19 protein-coding genes are annotated in these 17,751 nt (G+C 64.0%); 9 read left to right on the top strand and 10 right to left on the bottom strand.

All coding sequences use genetic code 11. The annotated features are described in order from the left end of the window. Positions 1-122: 122 nt before the first annotated feature. Genes greB through D7325_RS17715 form a run of 3 tightly spaced genes read right to left on the bottom strand, consistent with a single transcriptional unit; the run spans position 123 to position 3,858 of the window. Positions 123-635 (bottom strand): transcription elongation factor GreB, encoded by a 513-nt coding sequence (gene greB / locus D7325_RS17725; protein WP_120997779.1) that lies wholly within the window; start codon positions 633-635, stop codon positions 123-125. Positions 636-673: 38 nt separating this feature from the next. Continuing rightward, on the bottom strand, positions 674-3,178 hold the full coding sequence (locus D7325_RS17720) for an ABC transporter permease (protein WP_120997778.1): 2,505 nt from the start codon (positions 3,176-3,178) through the stop codon (positions 674-676). Next, on the bottom strand, positions 3,175-3,858 hold the full coding sequence (locus tag D7325_RS17715) for an ABC transporter ATP-binding protein (protein WP_120997777.1): 684 nt from the start codon (positions 3,856-3,858) through the stop codon (positions 3,175-3,177). The genes D7325_RS17720 and D7325_RS17715 overlap by 4 nt, the downstream gene beginning before the upstream one ends. A 10-nt stretch (positions 3,859-3,868) precedes the next feature. On the opposite strand from D7325_RS17715, the gene D7325_RS17710 reads away from it, so the two are divergent. From D7325_RS17710 to D7325_RS17700, 3 genes are all read left to right on the top strand, one after another. Beyond that, positions 3,869-4,474, top strand: coding sequence for an arylesterase (locus D7325_RS17710; protein WP_120997776.1), 606 nt, complete (start codon positions 3,869-3,871; stop codon positions 4,472-4,474). Between the two features lie 45 nt (positions 4,475-4,519). Then, a complete protein-coding gene (locus D7325_RS17705) occupies positions 4,520-4,801 on the top strand; it encodes a hypothetical protein (RefSeq protein WP_120997775.1) in 282 nt (93 codons plus the stop codon). Between the two features lie 66 nt (positions 4,802-4,867). Further along, positions 4,868-5,821: a L,D-transpeptidase family protein gene (locus tag D7325_RS17700; protein WP_120997774.1), complete on the top strand. Its 954-nt coding sequence runs from the start codon at positions 4,868-4,870 to the stop codon at positions 5,819-5,821. A gap of 59 nt (positions 5,822-5,880) precedes the next feature. On the opposite strand, the gene D7325_RS17695 is transcribed toward D7325_RS17700, so the two are convergent. Continuing rightward, positions 5,881-6,135, bottom strand: coding sequence for an Lpp/OprI family alanine-zipper lipoprotein (locus D7325_RS17695; RefSeq protein WP_120997773.1), 255 nt, complete (start codon positions 6,133-6,135; stop codon positions 5,881-5,883). 421 nt (positions 6,136-6,556) lie between these two features. On the opposite strand from D7325_RS17695, the gene D7325_RS17690 reads away from it, so the two are divergent. After that, positions 6,557-6,844 carry a GNAT family N-acetyltransferase gene (locus tag D7325_RS17690; protein WP_120997772.1) on the top strand — a complete coding sequence of 96 codons (288 nt, stop codon included), beginning with the start codon at positions 6,557-6,559 and terminating at the stop codon, positions 6,842-6,844. A 42-nt stretch (positions 6,845-6,886) separates the two neighbouring features. Here the strand turns inward: D7325_RS17690 and D7325_RS17685 are convergent, their stop codons facing one another. Beyond that, on the bottom strand, positions 6,887-7,963 hold the full coding sequence (locus tag D7325_RS17685) for a 3-deoxy-7-phosphoheptulonate synthase (protein ID WP_120997771.1): 1,077 nt from the start codon (positions 7,961-7,963) through the stop codon (positions 6,887-6,889). Positions 7,964-8,171: 208 nt separating this feature from the next. Between D7325_RS17685 and D7325_RS17680 the strand changes: the two genes are divergently transcribed. The 3 genes from D7325_RS17680 to cysB all read left to right on the top strand — a co-directional run bounded on the left by D7325_RS17680 (position 8,172) and on the right by cysB (position 10,775). Continuing rightward, the gene (locus D7325_RS17680) at positions 8,172-9,110 is read left to right on the top strand and encodes a putative 2-dehydropantoate 2-reductase (protein WP_120997770.1); all 939 of its coding nucleotides are present in this window, start codon (positions 8,172-8,174) and stop codon (positions 9,108-9,110) included. Between the two features lie 94 nt (positions 9,111-9,204). After that, entirely contained in the window at positions 9,205-9,696 is a 492-nt protein-coding gene (locus D7325_RS17675; RefSeq protein WP_120997769.1) for a universal stress protein, read from the top strand. Positions 9,697-9,800: 104 nt separating this feature from the next. Beyond that, positions 9,801-10,775 carry an HTH-type transcriptional regulator CysB gene (gene cysB / locus D7325_RS17670; protein WP_120997768.1) on the top strand — a complete coding sequence of 325 codons (975 nt, stop codon included), beginning with the start codon at positions 9,801-9,803 and terminating at the stop codon, positions 10,773-10,775. Positions 10,776-10,794: 19 nt separating this feature from the next. Here the strand turns inward: cysB and D7325_RS17665 are convergent, their stop codons facing one another. Next, entirely contained in the window at positions 10,795-11,529 is a 735-nt protein-coding gene (locus D7325_RS17665; RefSeq protein ID WP_120997767.1) for a phosphoadenylyl-sulfate reductase, read from the bottom strand. A gap of 187 nt (positions 11,530-11,716) precedes the next feature. Here D7325_RS17665 and thrH point away from each other — a divergent pair, with 187 nt between their 5' ends. Beyond that, the gene (gene thrH / locus D7325_RS17660) at positions 11,717-12,334 is read left to right on the top strand and encodes a bifunctional phosphoserine phosphatase/homoserine phosphotransferase ThrH (RefSeq protein ID WP_120997766.1); all 618 of its coding nucleotides are present in this window, start codon (positions 11,717-11,719) and stop codon (positions 12,332-12,334) included. Between the two features lie 12 nt (positions 12,335-12,346). On the opposite strand, the gene pabB is transcribed toward thrH, so the two are convergent. From pabB to rloA, 4 genes are read right to left on the bottom strand one after another with little or no spacing between them, the layout of a single operon-like run. Then, positions 12,347-13,693 carry an aminodeoxychorismate synthase component I gene (gene pabB, locus D7325_RS17655; protein WP_120997765.1) on the bottom strand — a complete coding sequence of 449 codons (1,347 nt, stop codon included), beginning with the start codon at positions 13,691-13,693 and terminating at the stop codon, positions 12,347-12,349. Between the two features lie 45 nt (positions 13,694-13,738). Continuing rightward, the gene (locus D7325_RS17650; RefSeq protein ID WP_120997764.1) at positions 13,739-14,722 is read right to left on the bottom strand and encodes an alpha-L-glutamate ligase-like protein; all 984 of its coding nucleotides are present in this window, start codon (positions 14,720-14,722) and stop codon (positions 13,739-13,741) included. 4 nt (positions 14,723-14,726) lie between these two features. After that, positions 14,727-16,250, bottom strand: coding sequence for an osmotic stress tolerance membrane protein RloB (gene rloB / locus D7325_RS17645; protein ID WP_120997763.1), 1,524 nt, complete (start codon positions 16,248-16,250; stop codon positions 14,727-14,729). 5 nt (positions 16,251-16,255) lie between these two features. Beyond that, positions 16,256-16,792: a retropepsin-like aspartic peptidase RloA gene (gene rloA, locus D7325_RS17640; RefSeq protein ID WP_120997762.1), complete on the bottom strand. Its 537-nt coding sequence runs from the start codon at positions 16,790-16,792 to the stop codon at positions 16,256-16,258. Between the two features lie 239 nt (positions 16,793-17,031). Here rloA and D7325_RS17635 point away from each other — a divergent pair, with 239 nt between their 5' ends. After that, a complete protein-coding gene (locus D7325_RS17635; RefSeq protein ID WP_120997761.1) occupies positions 17,032-17,748 on the top strand; it encodes a GntR family transcriptional regulator in 717 nt (238 codons plus the stop codon). Positions 17,749-17,751 lie beyond the last annotated feature (3 nt).

Genomic DNA, 17,751 nt, shown 5'->3' with positions numbered 1-17,751 from the left:
CGCGGGTTACCTGTTACCGAGGGGTACGGTCGCAGCGTTTCGGAAAGTGATAGTCGGCACGTTGGCGCTTGTATCGCTGCCCAATCGTGGAAGATGCCTGCCAGATGGTGACTGAATGGTCACTAACTGAAGGTCTGGTCCCGGTATTCGATCGCCACGATGTACCAGGCCCTGGTGCCAGTGGGCGTCTGCACCAGCACCTCGGCATCGAGGGGCTTGCCGACCAGTGCGCGGGCCAGCGGCGAATCGATGCTGATCAGCCCCTGTTTCAGATCGAGCTCGTCAGGACCGACGATCCGGTAGCGGGTCTGTTCGCCGGCTTCGTCCTCCAGCGTGATCCAGGCGCCGAAGTACACCTTGCCCGGATCGCTTGGGTGCTCGCGAACGACCTTGAGCTTTTCCAGCCGCTTGGTGAGGAAACGAACTCGGCTGTCGATCTCGCGCAGCATCTTCTTGCCGTAGATGTATTCGGCGTTTTCCGATCGATCGCCAAGTGCGGCGGCCTCGCTCACCGCCTGCGTCACTTGCGGACGGCGAACGTGCCAGAGCTCGTGCAACTCGGCGCGCAGGCGGGCCTCGCCTTCAGGCGTGATCAGCGGTGTGCCGGCGGTACGGGGCGGGCGATAGCGGCTCATGGCGATCCTCAGGGTGACGAAGCGCGGAGTCTATCGCCTCAGCTCTCGCGAAGGACACCCAGCGGCGTCGCGTTCAGGGCGCGGCGGGTACCGATGACGCCGGCTCCGCCGACCAGCAGCGCACCCAACAGCGGCAGCAGCAACAGCCAGGGATGCGGATGCCATTCGAGGTCGAAGGCGAAGCGGTACAGCAACGCGCTCACCGCCTCGCAGCCTATCGCCGCCAGCAGGCCACTCGATGCGCCGAGCAGACCGAACTCGGTGCGCCGCGCACGGACCAGCAGATCGCGCCGGGCACCGAGCGCGCGGAGCAGGGCGCCTTGCCGGATGCGCTCGTCCAGCGTGGCCTGCAGGCCGGCGAACAGCACCGCAAGCCCGGCGGCGAGCACGAACAGCAGCACGCATTCAACCGCCAGCGAGACCTGCGCAATGATGCCGCGTAGCTGGGCGAGCAGCGCCTCGACCTGAAGCAAGGTGATGGAGGGAAAGGCGCGTGCCAGGTCGACCAGCGCCTGCTCGCTGCCCGCGGGCGCATGGAAGCTGGTCATGTAGGTGGCCGGGATGTCCTGCAAGGTGCCCGGCTCGAAGATCATGTAGAAGTTGGGCTGGAAGCTGTCCCAGTCGACTTCCCGCAGGTTGGTGACACGGGCGTCTCGCTCGAGCCCGCCGACCGAGAAGGTGAGTCGGTCACCCAGTTGCAGGTTCAGGCTTTCAGCGAGCTCGCTTTCGACCGACACGCCGGGCGCGGTGCTTTCGGCATCCTCGTCCCACCAATGACCTGCGACGACCCGGTTGCCGTCGGGCAGCCCGGCTGCCCAGGTCAGGCTGAGGTCGCGCCGTGTCGCGCGGTCGCCACGCGTGTCCTTGCTGACCAGCTCGCGCACCGGTTCGCCGTTGATGGCGGTCAGCCGGCCCGGCACGACCGGGTAGAGCGGTGCGGCGAAGTCCGAAAGGGCCGATACCCGCGCGCCGAAGGCCTCGACATCGGCTGGCAGCACGTTGAGGACGAAATGGTTGGGTGCGTTGTCCGGCAATTGATCTTGCCAGGTGTCCAGCAGCTCACCGCGAAGCAGCGCGACCAGCGCCATCGCGAGCAGGATCAAGCCAAACGCCAGCGATTGCCCGGCTGCGGCAAGCGGATGGCGCAGCAACTGGCCAAGACCCAGCCGCCAGGGGAGGGGCGCGCCGGCCAGCAACCGCCGCAGGCCCTTGAGCGCCAGCATCAGCGCGCCACCCAGCAGCACGACGGCGACCAGGCCTCCGGCAAGCAGGGCCAGGGTGATCTTGAGGTCCAGGCTCAGCCGCCACATGATCAGCGCCAGCGCGAGCAGCGCAGCGCCGTAGATCACCCAGCTGCTGGGCGGCACCGGCAGCAGATCGCGGCGCAGCACCCGCAACGGCGGAACCCGGCCGAGCGCTGCCAGCGGCGGCAGCGCGAAGCCGGCGAGCGCGACGAGACCGGTGGCGATTCCGGCCAGCGCCGGCCATAGGGAGCCGGAGGGAATGGTCTGGACAATCAGCCCGTCGAGCACGCCGAACAGGCCGAGCTGGGTCAGCCAGCCGAGGCCGGCCCCGACCAGGCTGGCGCACAGGCCGAGCACGCCGAGTTGCAACATGTACAGGACCATCACGTCACGGCGCGTCAGGCCGAGGCAGCGGAGCAGGGCGCTGGCGTCCAGGCGTCGATTGGCGAAGCGATTGGCCGACAGCGCGACGGCCATGCCCGCCAGCAGGATCGCCGCGAGGCTGGCGAGATTGAGATAGCGCTCGGCGCGTCCCAGCGCGTTACCGATCTGGCGATTGCCGTCCTCCGCCGTTTCGAGGCGCTGATGGGCCTCGAGCGAGGGTTCCACCTGGCTCCGGTATGCCTGGAGCGCCGACGGCGATCCCCGCCACAGGTCGCGATAGCGGACCCGGCTGCCGGGTTGGATGACCCCGGTGTCCGGCAGGTCGTCGAGGTTCATCAGCACGCGGGGAGTCAGGCTATAGAAGTCGCCGACCCGGTCGGGCTCGTACGTCAGCACGCGGGTCAGGCGTAGCGGCTTGCGGCCGACTTCGATGTGGTCGCCAATCGACAGTCCCAGCACGGTGAACAACCGCGCCTCCGCCCAGGCTTCGCCCGGCGCAGGCCCGCCGCCGGCTGTCTCCGGCCCGAAGGGTTCGGCCGCGCTGCGCAACTCGCCGCGCAGCGGGTACGCCGCATCCGCTGCCTTGACGCTCGACAGCTGGAGCGTCTCGTCGGTCGCGACCACGCTGGAAAACTCGACAGTCCGGGCATGATCCAGACCCGCCGCCAGCCCGGCGTCGATCTGCGCCGGTACGGTCGGCGCGCTGCCGCGCAATACCAGGTCCGCGCCAAGGAATTCGGTCGCGCGCAACTGCATCGCGTCGTTCAGGCGACCGCTGAAATAGCCAATGGCCGTGCTCGCCGCGACGGCGATGACCAGCGCGGCGAACAGGACATGCAGCTCACCGGCACGCGTATCGCGCCACAGTTGCCGAAGTGCGAGCAGGACGAGGCGGGCCAGGGGCAGCTTCGTCATTGGACGGCCTCAGCCTCGACGACCCGGCCCGCCTCCAGACGCAACTGCCGCTCGCAGCGCCGCGCCAGGCGCTCGTCGTGCGTGACCAGGACCAGCGTAGTGCCGCGTTCACGGTTGAGCTCGAACAACAGATCGGTGATGTGGGCGCCGGTCTGGCTGTCCAGGTTGCCGGTGGGTTCGTCGGCGAACAGGACGTCCGGGTCGGCGGCAAAGGCGCGCGCCAGGGCTACTCGCTGCTGTTCCCCGCCCGACAGTTGGCGCGGGTAGTGATGCAGGCGCGCACTGAGCCCGACGCGCTCGAGCAGGGCGCTGGCCCGCTGGCGCGCGTCCGTCGCGCCTTCCAGTTCGAGCGGCAGCATGACGTTTTCCAGCGCGTCGAGACTGTCGAGCAACTGGAAGGACTGAAAGACGAACCCGACGTGCTCGGCCCGGAGTTGGGCGCGTTGGTCTTCGTTCAGCCCGGTGAGCGAGTGACCGGCCAGCGACACCTCGCCGCTGCTGGGCAGGTCGAGCCCGGCCAGCAGACCGAGCAGCGTGGACTTGCCCGAACCGGAGGTGCCGACGATGGCGAGGCTGTCGCCTTTGTCGAGCGTCAGGGTCAGGTCGCTGAGTATCTGGAGCGCGCCTTCCGCGCTGGGGACCACTTTGTTAAGGTTCCGGGCACTGAGAATGGCGGTCATGAGGTTTCCGATGCGAACGTGGTTGAATGGCCTGATCCTGGCTTCGATGATGTGGGCGCAGGGGGCGGCGGCCGAAACGGTGCTGGTGGTCGGGGATAGTATCAGCGCGGCTTTCGGCCTGGAAATCGAGCAGGGCTGGGTGTCGTTGCTGGAAAAACGCCTCGCGCGCCAGAACGAATCGCATGACGTCATCAATGCCTCGATCAGTGGCGACACCACGGCTGGCGGGCTTTCCAGGCTTCCGCGGCTGCTTGCCGAGCATGACCCGGACGTGGTCGTCCTGGAGCTCGGCGGCAACGATGGCCTGCGAGGCCAGCCTCCGCTGCAAATGAAACAGAATCTTGCGGCGATGATCGAGCGATCGAGGGAGTCGGGTGCCGAGGTGGTATTGCTCGGCATGCGCATGCCGCCCAACCTGGGCGCGCGTTATACCGAGGCGTATGCCGAGGCCTTCGATTCGCTGGCCGAAGAGGCCGATGTCGCCTATGTGCCGTTCTTCCTCGAAGGCGTCGGTGGGGTGCCGGGTCTGATGCAGCACGACGGCGTGCACCCGACGGCCCAGGCCCAGGAGCGGCTGCTCGATAACGCCTGGGAGGCGCTCGAGCCCTTGCTTTGAGCGCCCGCTGCGGCTAATTTCGCGCGCCCCCGGGAGGAGCGACGGATGCCTCGCACTGGTTCGAGTTACCACTGTTATCAGCTCATCGAGCCTGACGAGCAATTCGATCTGTTCGCATGCCGCGAAAATCGCCTCCACCTGGTTGCGCGTCAACTGGAGCTGAGCGGCTTCGGTGACCGTACGCTGTGCGGCAGTCTGCTGCCGGCCAGCCCTCGCTGGCGCGATCTGGATCGATCACTGATGCGCGATCGGCGCGTCTGTCCGTCCTGTCGCGGCTTGCTGTCGGAGGCTCGAAAGGGGCTGCTGATACCGCCGAGCGCCTGGTAGCTCCCGGCCACTTACCGACGCGGTGTACAATCGCGGCTCCTACTTTCCGCTGCAAAGGATGTTCGAATGTTGTCCCGTGCGTCTGTGGTCGCTCGTTGTGTTTCCCTGTCTGCCTTGTTGGCATCGGGATCGGCGTTGGCGCTCGAATTGCCGTTGCCGCCGGAAGGTGAGGATATCGTCGGCCAGGTTCAGGTGGTTACGGCCAAGTACGAGGACACCTTCGCGGATCTGGGCGAAGCCAACGATCTTGGCTACCTGGAAATGGTCGCGGCCAATCCTGGCGTCGATCCGTGGCTGCCGGGCGAAGGAACCGAGATCATCCTCCCGACCCGCTTCATTCTGCCGCCGGGCCCGCGCGAAGGCATCGTCATCAACCTCGCCGAATATCGCCTCTATTACTTTCCTGAGGGCCAGAGCGTCGTTCATACCTTTCCGCTAGGCATCGGTCGCGAGGGCTGGGGATCGCCCATCGGGCAGACGCGTGTCACGGCCAAGACGCCGAACCCGGCCTGGTATCCGCCGCAATCCATTCGCGAGGAGCATGCCGCTGAAGGTGATCCGCTCCCGCGGGTCGTACCGCCGGGGCCGGACAACCCGCTCGGACCTTACAAGATGGGCCTGGCGCTTCCCGGTTATCTCATTCATGGCTCGAACAAGAATTTCGGTATCGGCACGCGCGTCAGCCACGGCTGTTTCCGCATGCTCAACCACAACATCCTGGCGCTGGCCGACATGGTGCCGGTCGGTACCAAGGTGCGGATCATCGACGAGCCGTACAAATTCGGCGTGAGCGGCGGCAGGGTCTACCTCGAAGCGCATGCGCCGCTGGAGTCGGACCAGGAGCTGTCGCTGATGGACAAGCACGCAACGGTGATCAACACCTTGCTCAAGCGCGACGAAGACCCGACTACGCTGCATCTGGACTGGGAAATGATCCGGGACATCATCGCAGCCGAGGATGGCTTGCCGGTGCAGATCGCTGAACCTCAGCCCGCGCTGGCTACTTCCTCGATCCACTGAGCCCCGATTCGCGGGCAAAAAAAAGCCGACCTGTTGGTCGGCTTTTTCATATCCAGCGCTTACTTGCGGCTAGCGCGTTCCAGCATGCGCAGGGCGCGCTCGTTGGCTTCGTCAGCGGTCTGCTGAGCCTTCTGAGCGGCAGCCATCGCCTCGTCCGCTTTGCGGTAGGCTTCGTCGGCACGGGCCTGGGCACGGGCAGCGGCGTCTTCGGTGGCCGTCAGACGGGCTTCGCTTTCTTTGGTCATGCTGTTGCTGCAACCGGTAGCCAGTACTGCGGCCAGAGCCAGAGCAGAGAATTTCAGAACGTTGTTCATCGTGTTCCCCTTAAAGTTGGAAAATCCATTAGCAACCTCCCCACTCGTGGAAGTTGGCGGCGCACATACTACCGATTAGCGGTAGTAAGTAAACTGAGCCGACCGTTGGTCGGCGCTTTTTTTTTAAAGCCAGTTCGACGTCGCCAAATCCGCGCCGGTGGATGAATGTCATCCATTGGAAGCGCTGGTCGTTCGAGCGTGCGTTACCACCCTCTAAGCGCAGCAGGTGCCGCTACTGCTAAGTCAGCGCCTGTACGGAAAAATTCCCTCCGGCAGCGTTTGAATCATCGGTCGCCGGCCGTGTGGCCCAGGTTTGTTCTAATTCGCGCGGAACGCTAGGATGCCCGGGTGCGCGGAAGCGAGTTTTGCCGACGGCCATAAACTAAAACAATATGCTGGGTTTACCCGCTAAGGAGTTGCCATGAGCGAGGCGTTGACCATCCGCCATGACCTTGAGGGCCATCAGTTCGAAACAACCGTCGATGGTCATCGTGCTTATCTCGCCTATATGGATCTCGGCAAGCGCACTCTGGACATCTATCGCACGTTCGTCCCGAACGAGCTGAGGGGACGGGGCATCGCTGCAGCCTTGGCGCAGCAGGCGCTGGATTATGCCGAGCGGGAGGGCTATACGGTCATCCCGTCCTGTTCGTACGTCGAACGTTATTTGCAGCGCAACGGGCAGGATGAAAGCGGGATAGACGGATGAATGAAACGCCGGCAGATGCCGGCGTTTCCCTTCTCGCTCGAGTCAGCTGCGCTGCCGCTTCGGCAGTACGTCCTTGAGCTTCTCATGCATGCCGAGTAGCGCCTTCTCGGTGGTGTCCCAATCGATGCAGGCATCGGTCACCGAAACGCCGTACTGAAGGTCGCAAAGATCCTTCGGGATTGGCTGGTTGCCCCAACCCAGGTGACTTTCGACCATCAGGCCGATGATCGAGTCATTGCCTTCCAGGATCTGGTTGGCCACGTTGTCCATGACCAGCGGCTGCAGGGCTGGGTCCTTGTTGGAGTTGGCGTGGCTGCAGTCAACCATGATGTTGGGCCGAATGCCCGCCTTCTGTAGCTGCTGCTCGCAAAGCGTCACGCTGACTGAATCGTAGTTGGGCTTGCCGTTGCCACCGCGCAGCACGACGTGGCCGTACTGGTTCCCCTTGGTGGTGACGATGGAAACGCCGCCGGCCTGGTTGATCCCCAGGAAACGGTGCGGGCTGGACACCGATTGCAGCGCGTTGATGGCCACCGTCAGACTGCCATCGGTACCGTTCTTGAAGCCAACGGCGGACGACAAGCCCGACGCCATTTCGCGGTGCGTCTGCGACTCGGTGGTACGGGCCCCGATGGCGGACCAACTGATCAGGTCCTGCAGGTATTGCGGCGAGATCGGATCGAGCGCTTCGGTCGCGGTGGGCAGGCCCATTTCGGCGAGGTCGCGCAGCAACTGGCGGCCGATGTGCAGGCCGTCCTGGATCTTGAACGAGTCGTCCATGTAGGGATCGTTGATCAGCCCTTTCCAGCCCACGGTGGTGCGGGGCTTTTCGAAGTAGACGCGCATGATGATGTAGAGCGAATCCTGCACTTTGCTGGCCAGCGTACGCAGCCGTTCGGCGTATTCATGCGCGGCTTTCAGATCATGGATAGAGCAGGGCCCAACGACGACGAACAGGCGATGGTCCTTGCCGTCGAGAATGTCCCGAACCACCTGGCGGCCATGCGCCACCGTCTTGAGCGCGGCGTCGGTCAGGGGAATTTCTCGCTTGAGTTGCTCCGGAGTGATCAGTGTCTCGTTGGAGGCAACGTTAAGGTCATCGATCGGTAAGTCAGCCATCTTGTTACTCGTCAGTCGCGATATGCGCGGCGCAGCCGCAGGCAAATCTTCAGCGCAAAGGGGAGCGGCACATTAGCGCGTATCGGCTGGGCTCGACAATGCCGTGGCGCTGCGATAGTGCACGTGCTGCGCCGTCGGCCGGCTTCCCTGCTAAGGTGCCGCTTCCGCCGCGGCGGCAGGTTCGTTCGAATCACACGGAGAACAACAAATGGCTGAACGAGGTAAGCGGATTGGCATCGTTGGCGCTGGCGCAATCGGTGGCTTCTACGGGACGCTGCTGGCACGTGCCGGGCACGATGTGCACTTTCTACTGCGCAGCGAGTACGAGACGGTAAGGCAGCAGGGGCTGACGGTGCACAGTGCGGTACATGGCGCCCTGCACCTCGATGGCGTTCAGGCCTACCGGCATGCCGAGCAGATGCCGGCATGCGACTGGTTGCTGCTCGGCGCCAAGACGACCAGCAACGCGGAGCTGGCTCCCTTGCTCGGCCAGATCGCGGCGCCGGGTGCCAGGATCGTCTCGTTGCAAAACGGCTTGGGCGTAGAAGATGCGCTACGTCCGCTGCTGCCAGCCGGCCTGCATCTGCTGGGCGGGCTCTGCTATGTCTGCGCCTATCGCTCGGCACCCGGCGTGGTCGAGCATCAGGCGCTTGGGGCTGTCAGCCTGGCTTATCACTCCGGCCCGGCCGCTGTGGGCGAGGCGTCGGCAATTGTCGATGATGCGGTGCAGCTGTTCGGCTCGTCCGGGGTGAACGCCAGCGGACTTCCCGACCTGGAGCAGGCCCGGTGGCAGAAGCTCGTCTGGAACGCACCCTACAACGGCGTGTCGGTGCTGCTCGACGCCGGAACGAAGGGGCTGATGAGCCATCCGCAAAGCCGTCTGTTGGTAAAGACGCTCATGGAGGAGACGATCCGTGCCGCGGCGGCGTGCGGTCATGCCTTGCCAGCCGGCCTGGCCGATCGGATGCTCGCCGGCACCGACGCCATGCCTGATTACTTCCCCAGCATGTACCACGACTTCAAGCACCGACGCCCGCTGGAGCTCGAGGCCATTTACGAGGTTCCGCTGTCGCGGGCTGTGGCGGCGGGATGCGACATGCCCCGCACTGAAATGCTGCTGCAGGCGCTGAAGTTCATCGCTCGCTGAATCGGTCGTGCGTTGACGGCGCGGAGCTGCCCGGCGACGCGTTCGCCGGCGGACTGCTAAGCTGCATCTCAGGTCGGCAGTGCCGGGAGGCCGCGTGATTCGATCGATTCTCTACGCTACGGACCTGAGTCTGTATTCGTCCTACGTTCTTCAGCATGCCTTGTCGCTTAGCCGGGCGTTCGGCGCGGACCTTTATGTCGTCCACGCGGTGGCGCCGTTGGGGTTGTTCGCCGAATCGGTCCTGCAGACCTACCTGGATGTCGATACCTTGGCGTCGTTGCGTCAGGGCGGCCTCGAAGCGGTGATGGCGAGCCTGGAGCAACGCATCCATGCCGGTTTCGAGGAAGAGATCGGCGAAGGGCTGGACGATACCGAGCTGATCCGCGAAGTCCGGGTACTGCAGGGTGATGCGCCGCAGGTGATCCTGGCCGAGGCTGAGCGCCTGGGCGTCGATCTTCTGGTCGTCGGCAGTCACAGCCACGGGACCGCACTCGACACGCCCTTGGGACGGACCGCGGCGCGACTCGTCCAGCTGGCCGAGGTGCCGGTCTACCTGGTGCCCATGCTGCCGCACCGAGGCGTTTGAATCGTGCGCACGGAGCGGCAAAGCGTGTCGGAAGGACCTAGAATCCATCCCCAATATCCATGTGGTTATAGGCAGATCGCCGCAACCGTCGCCTCGGGGGCACCATGAAGCTTCAGCAACTGCGCTACATCTGGGAAGTGGCGCATCACGATCTGAACGTGTCGGCTACCGCTCAAAGCCTGTTCACCTCTCAGCCGGGTATCAGCAAGCAGATTCGTCTGCTCGAGGATGAACTCGGGGTCGAGGTGTTCGCGCGCAGCGGCAAGCACCTGACCCGCATCACGCCCGCCGGTGAGCGCATCATCACCACCGCCGGGGAAATCCTGCGCAAGTGCGAGAGCATCAAGCAGATCGCGCAGGAGTTTTCGGATGAGAAGAAGGGCACGCTGACGATCGCGACCACCCACACGCAGGCGCGCTATGCGCTGCCCAGCGTCATCGGTGCCTTCATCAAGCAGTACCCCGACGTCGCGCTGCACATGCACCAGGGCACGCCCATGCAGATCGCCGAGATGGCGGCCGATGGTACCGTCGACTTCGCGATCGCGACCGAGGCCCTGGATCTGTTCGGCGACCTGGTGATGATGCCGTGCTATCGCTGGAACCGTTGCGTGATCGTGCCCAAGGGGCATCCGCTTGCGAGCGTAGGCAAGCTGACACTGGAGGCGCTGGCCGAGCACCCGCTGGTGACCTACGTCTTCGGCTTCACGGGGCGCTCCAAGCTCGACGAGGCCTTCAGTCGGCGCGGCCTGATGCCCCGGGTGGTCTTCACCGCGGCGGATGCCGACGTGATCAAGACCTACGTGCGCCTGGGGCTGGGCGTCGGGATCGTCGCTCGAATGGCGGTGGATGATTCGGTCGACTCGGATCTGGTCGTGCTCGATGCCAGCGAGCTGTTCGAAGCCAGCGTGACCAAGATCGGCTTCCGTCGCGGAACCTTCCTGCGCGGCTTCATGTACGACTTCGTACAAAAGTTTGCACCGCACCTCACGCGGCAGGCCATCGAAAACGCGATGCAATGCCACAACCGGACAGAGGTCGACGCGTTGTTCGATGGGCTCGAACTGCCGACCTACTGAGCAGGCGCGGCGCGGGCGATCAGGCTTTGACGATCAGATTGCCGGCGTGGAGCCCGCACTCCTTGTGCGTCGCTTCTTCCCACCACCAGCGACCCTCGCGCTCGTGCTGGTTCGGTAGTACCGGGCGCGTGCAGGGCTCGCAGCCGATGCTGACGAAGCCGCGCTCGTGCAGGCTGTTGTAGGGCACCTCCAGCATGCGGATGTACCCCCAGACTTCTTCGCTGGTCATTTGCGCGAGCGGGTTGAACTTGTACAGCGGCCGGTCGGGCGCGGAGAAGGTGGTGTCCTGCTCGAGCACCGCGACCTGGCTGCGCGTACCGGGGCTCTGGTCCCGCCGCTGGCCGGTCGCCCAGGCCTTGACGGTCGACAGCTTGCGCCGCAGCGGCTCGATCTTCCGGATACCGCAGCATTCCCCGTGGCCGTCGCGGTAGAAGCTGAACAGACCCTTTTCGCGAACCATTGGCTCGAGCCGTGCGGGATCGGGCGCCAGGATGTCGATGGGAATGCCGTAGTGCTCGCGGACCTGTTCGATGAAGCGATAGGTCTCGCCGTGAAGCCGGCCGGTATCGAGGGTGAATACCTTGACCCCCTTGTTCAGCTTCCACGCCATGTCGACGAGCACCACGTCCTCGGCGCCGCTGAAGGAAATCCAGAGGTCGTCGCCGAACAGATCGAAGGCGAGCTTGAGAATGTCCTGCGGGGACTTGTCGGCGTACCTTTCCGCCAGGGCCGTTACATCGGTGAGATCGGTCATCAGGCTTGTTCCTATGCGTGGCGCTCGAGCGCTCTGTGGCGGCGGATGGTAGCAAAGCAACACTTATGCCCCTAAATATCCTTTCTGCCGAGTAGTGTGGCGGTTTGGGTATAAGCGTTTCGTTGCCTGGCCAGTCACAGGTCGCTAGAGTGCCGGGCTCTCTTTATCCATCCCTCAGGAGTGTGCCGTGGAAATTGCTTGCCTGGATCTCGAAGGCGTATTGGTGCCGGAAATCTGGATCGCGTTCGCCGAAGAAACCGGCATCGAGTTGCTGCGAGCCACCACGCGGGACATCCCTGATTACGATGTACTGATGAAGCAGCGCCTGCGCATTCTCGACGAGCATGGCTTGAAGCTCGCGGACATTCAGGCGGTGATCGGCAAGCTCAAGCCGCTGGACGGCGCCGTGGAATTCGTCGATTGGCTGCGTGAGCGTTTCCAGGTCGTGATCCTGTCCGACACCTTCTACGAATTCTCCCAGCCGTTGATGCGGCAGCTGGGGTTTCCGACGCTGCTGTGCCATCGGCTGATCACCAATGAGAGCGGTCAGGTCGTGGATTACCAGCTTCGCCAGAAGGATCCGAAGCGGCAATCGGTGATCGCGCTGAAGAGTCTGTACTACCGCGTCATCGCCGCCGGCGATTCGTACAACGACACCACCATGCTGTCCGAGGCGCACGCCGGCATCCTGTTCCACGCGCCGGAAAACGTCATTCGCGAGTTCCCGCAATTCCCCGCCGTGCATACCTTCGAGGCGCTCAAGCAGGAATTCCTCAAGGCGTCCAATCGCCCGTTGAGCCTGTAAGCCGGGGCGCCGCTAGACCGTATCCTGTTGCAGGGTCTCCAGCAGGACACTCACCTTGGTCACCGACTCCACGTACTCGTCCTGCGAGACGGAGTCGGCGACGATGCCTCCGCCACCCCAGCACAGCGCTCGGCCGTCCTCGAGCAGTAGCGAGCGGATCGCGATCGAGCTGTCCAGGTAACCCCGCACGTCCAGGTAAAGCAGCGAGCCGCAATAGATGGCGCGTCGATGCGGCTCGAGTTCTTCGATGATCTGCATGGCGCGGATTTTCGGTGCGCCGGTGATGGAGCCGCCCGGAAAGCTGCCGGCGACCAGGTCCAGCGCATCGCGGTCGGGTGCCAGCGTACCGGTCACGGCGCTGACCAGGTGGTGCACGTTCGGGTAGGTCTCGATGCTGAAAAGCTCCGGCACCCGCACGCTGCCCGGCGCACAGCTGCGGCCCAGGTCGTTGCGCAGCAGATCCACGATCATCAGGTTCTCGGCGCGGTCCTTCTCGCTGCGCCTGAGGGCCTCGATCTGCTCGGTGTCTTCGGCGGGCGAGGCGCCGCGTCGTCGGGTGCCCTTGATCGGCCGTGTCTCGACCTGCCGCTCGCGCACACTCAGAAAACGCTCCGGAGACAGGCTGAGTATTGCTCCGTTGCCTGTCGCCAGATAGCCAGCGAAGGGCGTGGGGCAGGCCGCGCGGAGCCGGCGATAGGCCTGCCACGGACTCCCCTCGTAGTGCGCCACGAAACGTTGCGCGTAGTTGACTTGATAGCAGTCGCCGGCCTGGATGTAGGCCTGGATGCGCTCGAAGGCCGCGTGATAGTCGGCGGGCGCGAGGTCGGCGGTGAAGCGGGCGGTCAGACGGAAGGGCGCGGCAGGTCGGTCGGCAGGCGCTTCGAAGCGATCGAGCAATGCCCGGACGCGCGCCGCGCTCATCGAGGGATGGCAGACGAGCTGGCTGCGGCCGAGCTGGTGATCGCTGACGATTGCCCAGTCATACAGGCCCAGGCGTGCCTGGGGCAGGGCGGTGTCGTCTTGCGCACGTACCGGCATAGGCTCCAGCGAGCGGCCGAAGTCGTAGCTCAGCATGCCGATCAGGCCGCCGGTGAATGGCAGTTCGACACCGGCTGGCGGGTATGCCGGGGCGAGGCGGGACAGCGCTCCGCGCAGGCGGTCGAAGAAGGCCGAACCGGTTTCGCCCCGGTCGGGCTCGAGGATCAGCAGCGGCTCGGCCGACAGGATGTCGAAACGCCCGCGCGTCGCACCGGGGCGTCCGGAATCGAGCAGGACGGCGCCGGGAGCGTCGTGAACGCAACCGAACCAGTACCCGGGGTCGGGCTGGTAGGGAAGGGGGAAAAGTCGGCAGGTTGGCATCGGGATGGGCTGGAGGCTCGACCTTGGCTAGCGTCGAGCCCGTCGTCAATCGTGGGCCGGTACGTGGCCGAAGAGCTCCTGAGAGAACTTCACACGTTCCTCGGGTGTTTCCTGGATGCCCTTGGCCTTCAGCTCCGCGAGGCGTGCCTCGACCTGGTGCGTCCTGAGCGTCAGGCCGGTGTCATTGGCGATCTGGATGTTGAGACCAGGGCGGGCGTTCAGCTCGAGGATCAGCGGGCCCTTGTCCTGATCGAGCACCATGTCCACCCCGATATAGCCAAGACCGCAGAGCTCGTAGCAACCGGCCGCCAGTTTCATGAAGCCGTCCCAGTTGGGCAGCTGCACGCCATCCACCGCGTTGGTCGTATCCGGGTGCTTCGTGATCTTGTTGTTCAGCCAGGTGCCGCGCAGGGTGATGCCGGTGGCCAGGTCGACCCCGACGCCGATGGCGCCCTGGTGCAGGTTGGCCTTGCCGTTGGACTGGCGGGTCGGCAGGCGCAACATGGCCATGACCGGGTAGCCCATCAGCACGATGATGCGGATGTCCGGCACGCCTTCGTAGCTGATGCTCTTGAAGATGGGGTCGGGTGTGACGCGGTATTCGATCAACGCCCGATCGCGCAGGCCGCCGAGCGAGTACAGGCCGGTGAGGATGTTCGAGAGCTGATGCTCGATTTCGTCATGGCTGATGATTCGGCCCGATACCGTCTTGTAGCGCCCCTCGAAACGGTCCGCGATGACCAGGATGCCGTCACCGCCGGCACCCTGTGCCGGCTTGATGACGAAGTCATTGTGGTCCTTGATGATGTCGTGGAGCTTGCTGATTTCCTGCTCGGTTTCGATGATGCCGTACATCTCCGGCACATGGATGCCCGCTTCGATCGCGCGTTCCTTGGTGATGATCTTGTCATCGACGATCGGATACAGGCTGCGCTTGTTGTACTTGAGCACGTAATCGGCATTGCGGCGGTTGATGCCCATGATGCCGCGGGCGCTGAGCGCCTTCCACGTCTTGATCAGGCCGAACATGGGCTCAGTCCTTCAGAAAGGCTTTGAATCGGAACAGCTCCGTCAACCGGTAGCCGCGGTAACGACCCATCGCCAGCATGAAGCCCACCAGCACCAGAAGCACCGCCGGGAAGGTGAAGACGAAGTAGACCAGTTCCGGAATGCTCATGAGCGCATGGGCGAGCGATGCGGCGATGATGGTGCCGACGCCGACCTTGAAGGCATGGTTGCCGCCGCGCTCTTCCCAGGTGATGGACAGCCGCTCGATGGTCATCGTCAGGATCACCATCGGGAACAGCGCCACCGATAGTCCGCGCTCCAGTCCGAGCTTGTGGCTGAAGAGGCTGATGACAGCGATCAGCACCACCACGAATGTCAGCACCACCGACAGGCGCGGCAGCATCTGCAGCTTCAGATGTTCGAGATAAGACCGTAGCGACAGGCCGAGCGCGGTGATCAGCGTGAACAGAATGATGCCGAAGCCCAGTTGCGTCTCCCGGAACGCCAGCGCGATCAACACCGGCGTGAAGGTGCCGAGCGTCTGGATGCCGATCAGGTTGCGCAGCACCAGGATCACCAGCACGCCGATCGGGATGACGATCATGATCTGGTAGGTCTGCTGGGTAGACAGCGGCAGCCCGTACAGCGAGTACTCCAGGAAGCTGGCTTCGGTGTTTTCGTCCGTCAGCTTGGCCAGGCGGATGGCGTTCATCTCGCTGTTGCTGAGCGTGAAGGTCACTTCGGGGCTCTTGCCGCCCTCGAGCGTCAGCAGCGGCTCGTCCCCGATCCACCAGACCAGGCGGTCTTCGGGCAAGCCTTGCTCGCCGGTTTCCGGGTTGAAATAGAGCCAGCGCTCGCCATTGAAGCTGCGCAGCCACAGCTCGGGGGTCTGGGCTTCGTCGGACAATTGGATGGTGTGTACGCGCTGCATCGGAACATGGGCGATCGACAGGATGATCTCGATGACCCGAGCCTTGTTCTCGGTGGACGCATCGCCGCCGAGCAGCAGCTTGACGTTGTCGTCGTTGGGGTTGTTGACCCGCTTGATCGCTTCGCTGATGAAGGTCTCCACGTCCGCCGAGTGCTGGCGGATGGGCGAGAGCAGCGCTTCGGCCGCGATCTTCTCGGGGCCTTCGAGCGGGATGCTGTCCCGGAATATCGGGCCTTCGGCCTTGGTCTGTTCGCCGCTGTAGCGCTTGGTCAGCACCAGTCGGTAGTAGAGCGTCTCGCGGCCTTCCGCGCGGCGAGCCGACCAGGTCACCCGGCGGTTGCCGTCAACGCGGTTGATGCTCACGCCGTAGTTGTTGGAGATGAAACTCTCGTTGAGGCTGACGAATTCCTGATTCAGCGGCGGCACGAACATCTGGACCTTGACCGGCTCGCGCGGACTGGCGACGAATTCGATCTTGGCGTCGATGTTCCACAGGTCGTCCGTCTCGTCGGCCGTCACCGGGATGCCCAGGACGAATATCTGATACGCCGTCAGTCCGACGCCCAGGGTGACGAGCAGGACGATCAGGATCTTCAGGTGCAAGGTCAGTGCGCGCATAGCAATTACTCGTCAGCGTCTGAGGCGGTTAGGCAGCCGGGTTTGCCGGCGGCGTAGGTGAGGCTGGGATCGACCAGTGCGCCGAACTGGGTCAGTGCGTCTGAACCGATAAGAAGTGGGTATTGGAATGCACTGCGGTCGGTGAGGTTCACTTCGATGCTTCGGCGGGTACCGCCCAGGCACATGTCGACTTCGATAACCGGGCGGGCCGTGTAGGTCTTTTCCTGCTCCGGGTCGTAGTCGCCGGCGCGCCGCTTGATCTTGCTGAGACGGGCGACCGGTCGCTCGATCGCCTGCTGGTGGGTTTTGTCGATGGCCAGATCGAAGCGCACCCATTGCTTGCCGTTGCGCGTGAACCGCTCGATATCACGGGCGCTGAGCGAGGCCGTTTGTGCGCCGGTGTCCAGCTTGGCGGGCAACTCGAGCCCGAATTCGGGAATGGCCACGCGTTCGGTCAGGCCATAAACGGTCTTGTCGTCGGAGAAACCCAGGCTGGGGAGCAGGAGCAGGCAGAGCGAAAGGAAAAAAGAGGCAGCTCTCATAAGTCCATTGGCTGGTCGTTTGGTCGTGCACGACAGAAAGCCGGCGCATGGCCGGAAGCTGAAAGGCGCGGTGATTCTAGCAGGCGACCGTGGAGCCTGCGACAGGGCGATGCGGCGCTTGGCAACATTTATGAAACGCCATGCGTGAGGCAGCGCCTCCCGTAATTGTCGACAGTATTGACCTTGCGTTTGCTTTGACCTAGCTTGCACGGCAACTACGTACGGCATGTGTCGACAATATGGCTAATGCAAGCAACCTCGCCGACCTTGGGTTCACCGAGGCGGGAACCTTGTCCGAGCATGTGTTCCGCCGCATCCAGAATGCGATCGTGCAAGGCGACATCCCACCGGGCAGCAAGATTTCCGAGCCGGAGCTGGCGCGCACCTACGGCATAAGCCGCGGGCCGCTGCGCGAGGCGATCCATCGGCTGGAGGGCCAGAAGCTGCTGGTGCGCATTCCTCATGTAGGCGCACGGGTGGTGTCGCTCGATCAGCGCGAACTCATCGAGCTGTATGAAATTCGCGAGTCGCTCGAAGGCATGGCTTGCCGGCTGGCGGCCGCCAGGATGAGCCGTACCGAGATCGATGAACTTCGGCAGGTGCTGGAAACCCACGAGAAGGACGAGGCGTTCCAGGCCGGACTGGGCTATTACCAGCAGGAGGGCGATTTCGACTTCCACTACCGGATCATCCAGGGCAGTGGCAACGCGACCCTGACCCGCATGCTCTGCGGCGAGCTCTATCAGTTGGTGCGGATGTACCGCATCCAGTTTTCCGCCACGCCGCACCGGCCGCATCAGGCGTTCGCGGAGCATCACCGGATTCTCGACGCGATCGCCGAGGGCGATGGCGAATTGGCGGAACTGCTGATGCGGCGTCACATCGCCGGTTCCAAACGCAACATCGAGCGGCATTTTCAGCAGGCCGCCGAATCCACCCATGCAGACAAGAGGTGATCC

It is taken from the genome of Stutzerimonas urumqiensis (assembly GCF_003640395.1).
GTDB lineage: Bacteria > Pseudomonadota > Gammaproteobacteria > Pseudomonadales > Pseudomonadaceae > Stutzerimonas > Stutzerimonas urumqiensis.
Note: the sequence above shows the minus strand (reverse complement) of the source record. Positions and strands in the feature narration are given on the sequence as shown.

What these genes read in the sequence shown, in the direction of transcription:
- D7325_RS17665 (WP_120997767.1), bottom strand. Translation starts at nt 11,529, where the DNA reads ATGACCGATCTCACCGATGTAACGGCCCTGGCGGAAAGGTACGCCGAC.
- D7325_RS17700 (WP_120997774.1), top strand. Translation starts at nt 4,868, where the DNA reads ATGTTGTCCCGTGCGTCTGTGGTCGCTCGTTGTGTTTCCCTGTCTGCC.
- pabB (WP_120997765.1), bottom strand. Translation starts at nt 13,693, where the DNA reads ATGCCAACCTGCCGACTTTTCCCCCTTCCCTACCAGCCCGACCCCGGG.
- D7325_RS17715 (WP_120997777.1), bottom strand. Translation starts at nt 3,858, where the DNA reads ATGACCGCCATTCTCAGTGCCCGGAACCTTAACAAAGTGGTCCCCAGC.
- D7325_RS17680 (WP_120997770.1), top strand. Translation starts at nt 8,172, where the DNA reads ATGGCTGAACGAGGTAAGCGGATTGGCATCGTTGGCGCTGGCGCAATC.
- D7325_RS17650 (WP_120997764.1), bottom strand. Translation starts at nt 14,722, where the DNA reads ATGTTCGGCCTGATCAAGACGTGGAAGGCGCTCAGCGCCCGCGGCATC.
- rloA (WP_120997762.1), bottom strand. Translation starts at nt 16,792, where the DNA reads ATGAGAGCTGCCTCTTTTTTCCTTTCGCTCTGCCTGCTCCTGCTCCCC.
- D7325_RS17635 (WP_120997761.1), top strand. Translation starts at nt 17,032, where the DNA reads ATGGCTAATGCAAGCAACCTCGCCGACCTTGGGTTCACCGAGGCGGGA.
- D7325_RS17685 (WP_120997771.1), bottom strand. Translation starts at nt 7,963, where the DNA reads ATGGCTGACTTACCGATCGATGACCTTAACGTTGCCTCCAACGAGACA.
- D7325_RS17695 (WP_120997773.1), bottom strand. Translation starts at nt 6,135, where the DNA reads ATGAACAACGTTCTGAAATTCTCTGCTCTGGCTCTGGCCGCAGTACTG.
- greB (WP_120997779.1), bottom strand. Translation starts at nt 635, where the DNA reads ATGAGCCGCTATCGCCCGCCCCGTACCGCCGGCACACCGCTGATCACG.
- cysB (WP_120997768.1), top strand. Translation starts at nt 9,801, where the DNA reads ATGAAGCTTCAGCAACTGCGCTACATCTGGGAAGTGGCGCATCACGAT.
- D7325_RS17705 (WP_120997775.1), top strand. Translation starts at nt 4,520, where the DNA reads ATGCCTCGCACTGGTTCGAGTTACCACTGTTATCAGCTCATCGAGCCT.
- D7325_RS17710 (WP_120997776.1), top strand. Translation starts at nt 3,869, where the DNA reads ATGCGAACGTGGTTGAATGGCCTGATCCTGGCTTCGATGATGTGGGCG.
- rloB (WP_120997763.1), bottom strand. Translation starts at nt 16,250, where the DNA reads ATGCGCGCACTGACCTTGCACCTGAAGATCCTGATCGTCCTGCTCGTC.
- D7325_RS17720 (WP_120997778.1), bottom strand. Translation starts at nt 3,178, where the DNA reads ATGACGAAGCTGCCCCTGGCCCGCCTCGTCCTGCTCGCACTTCGGCAA.
- D7325_RS17690 (WP_120997772.1), top strand. Translation starts at nt 6,557, where the DNA reads ATGAGCGAGGCGTTGACCATCCGCCATGACCTTGAGGGCCATCAGTTC.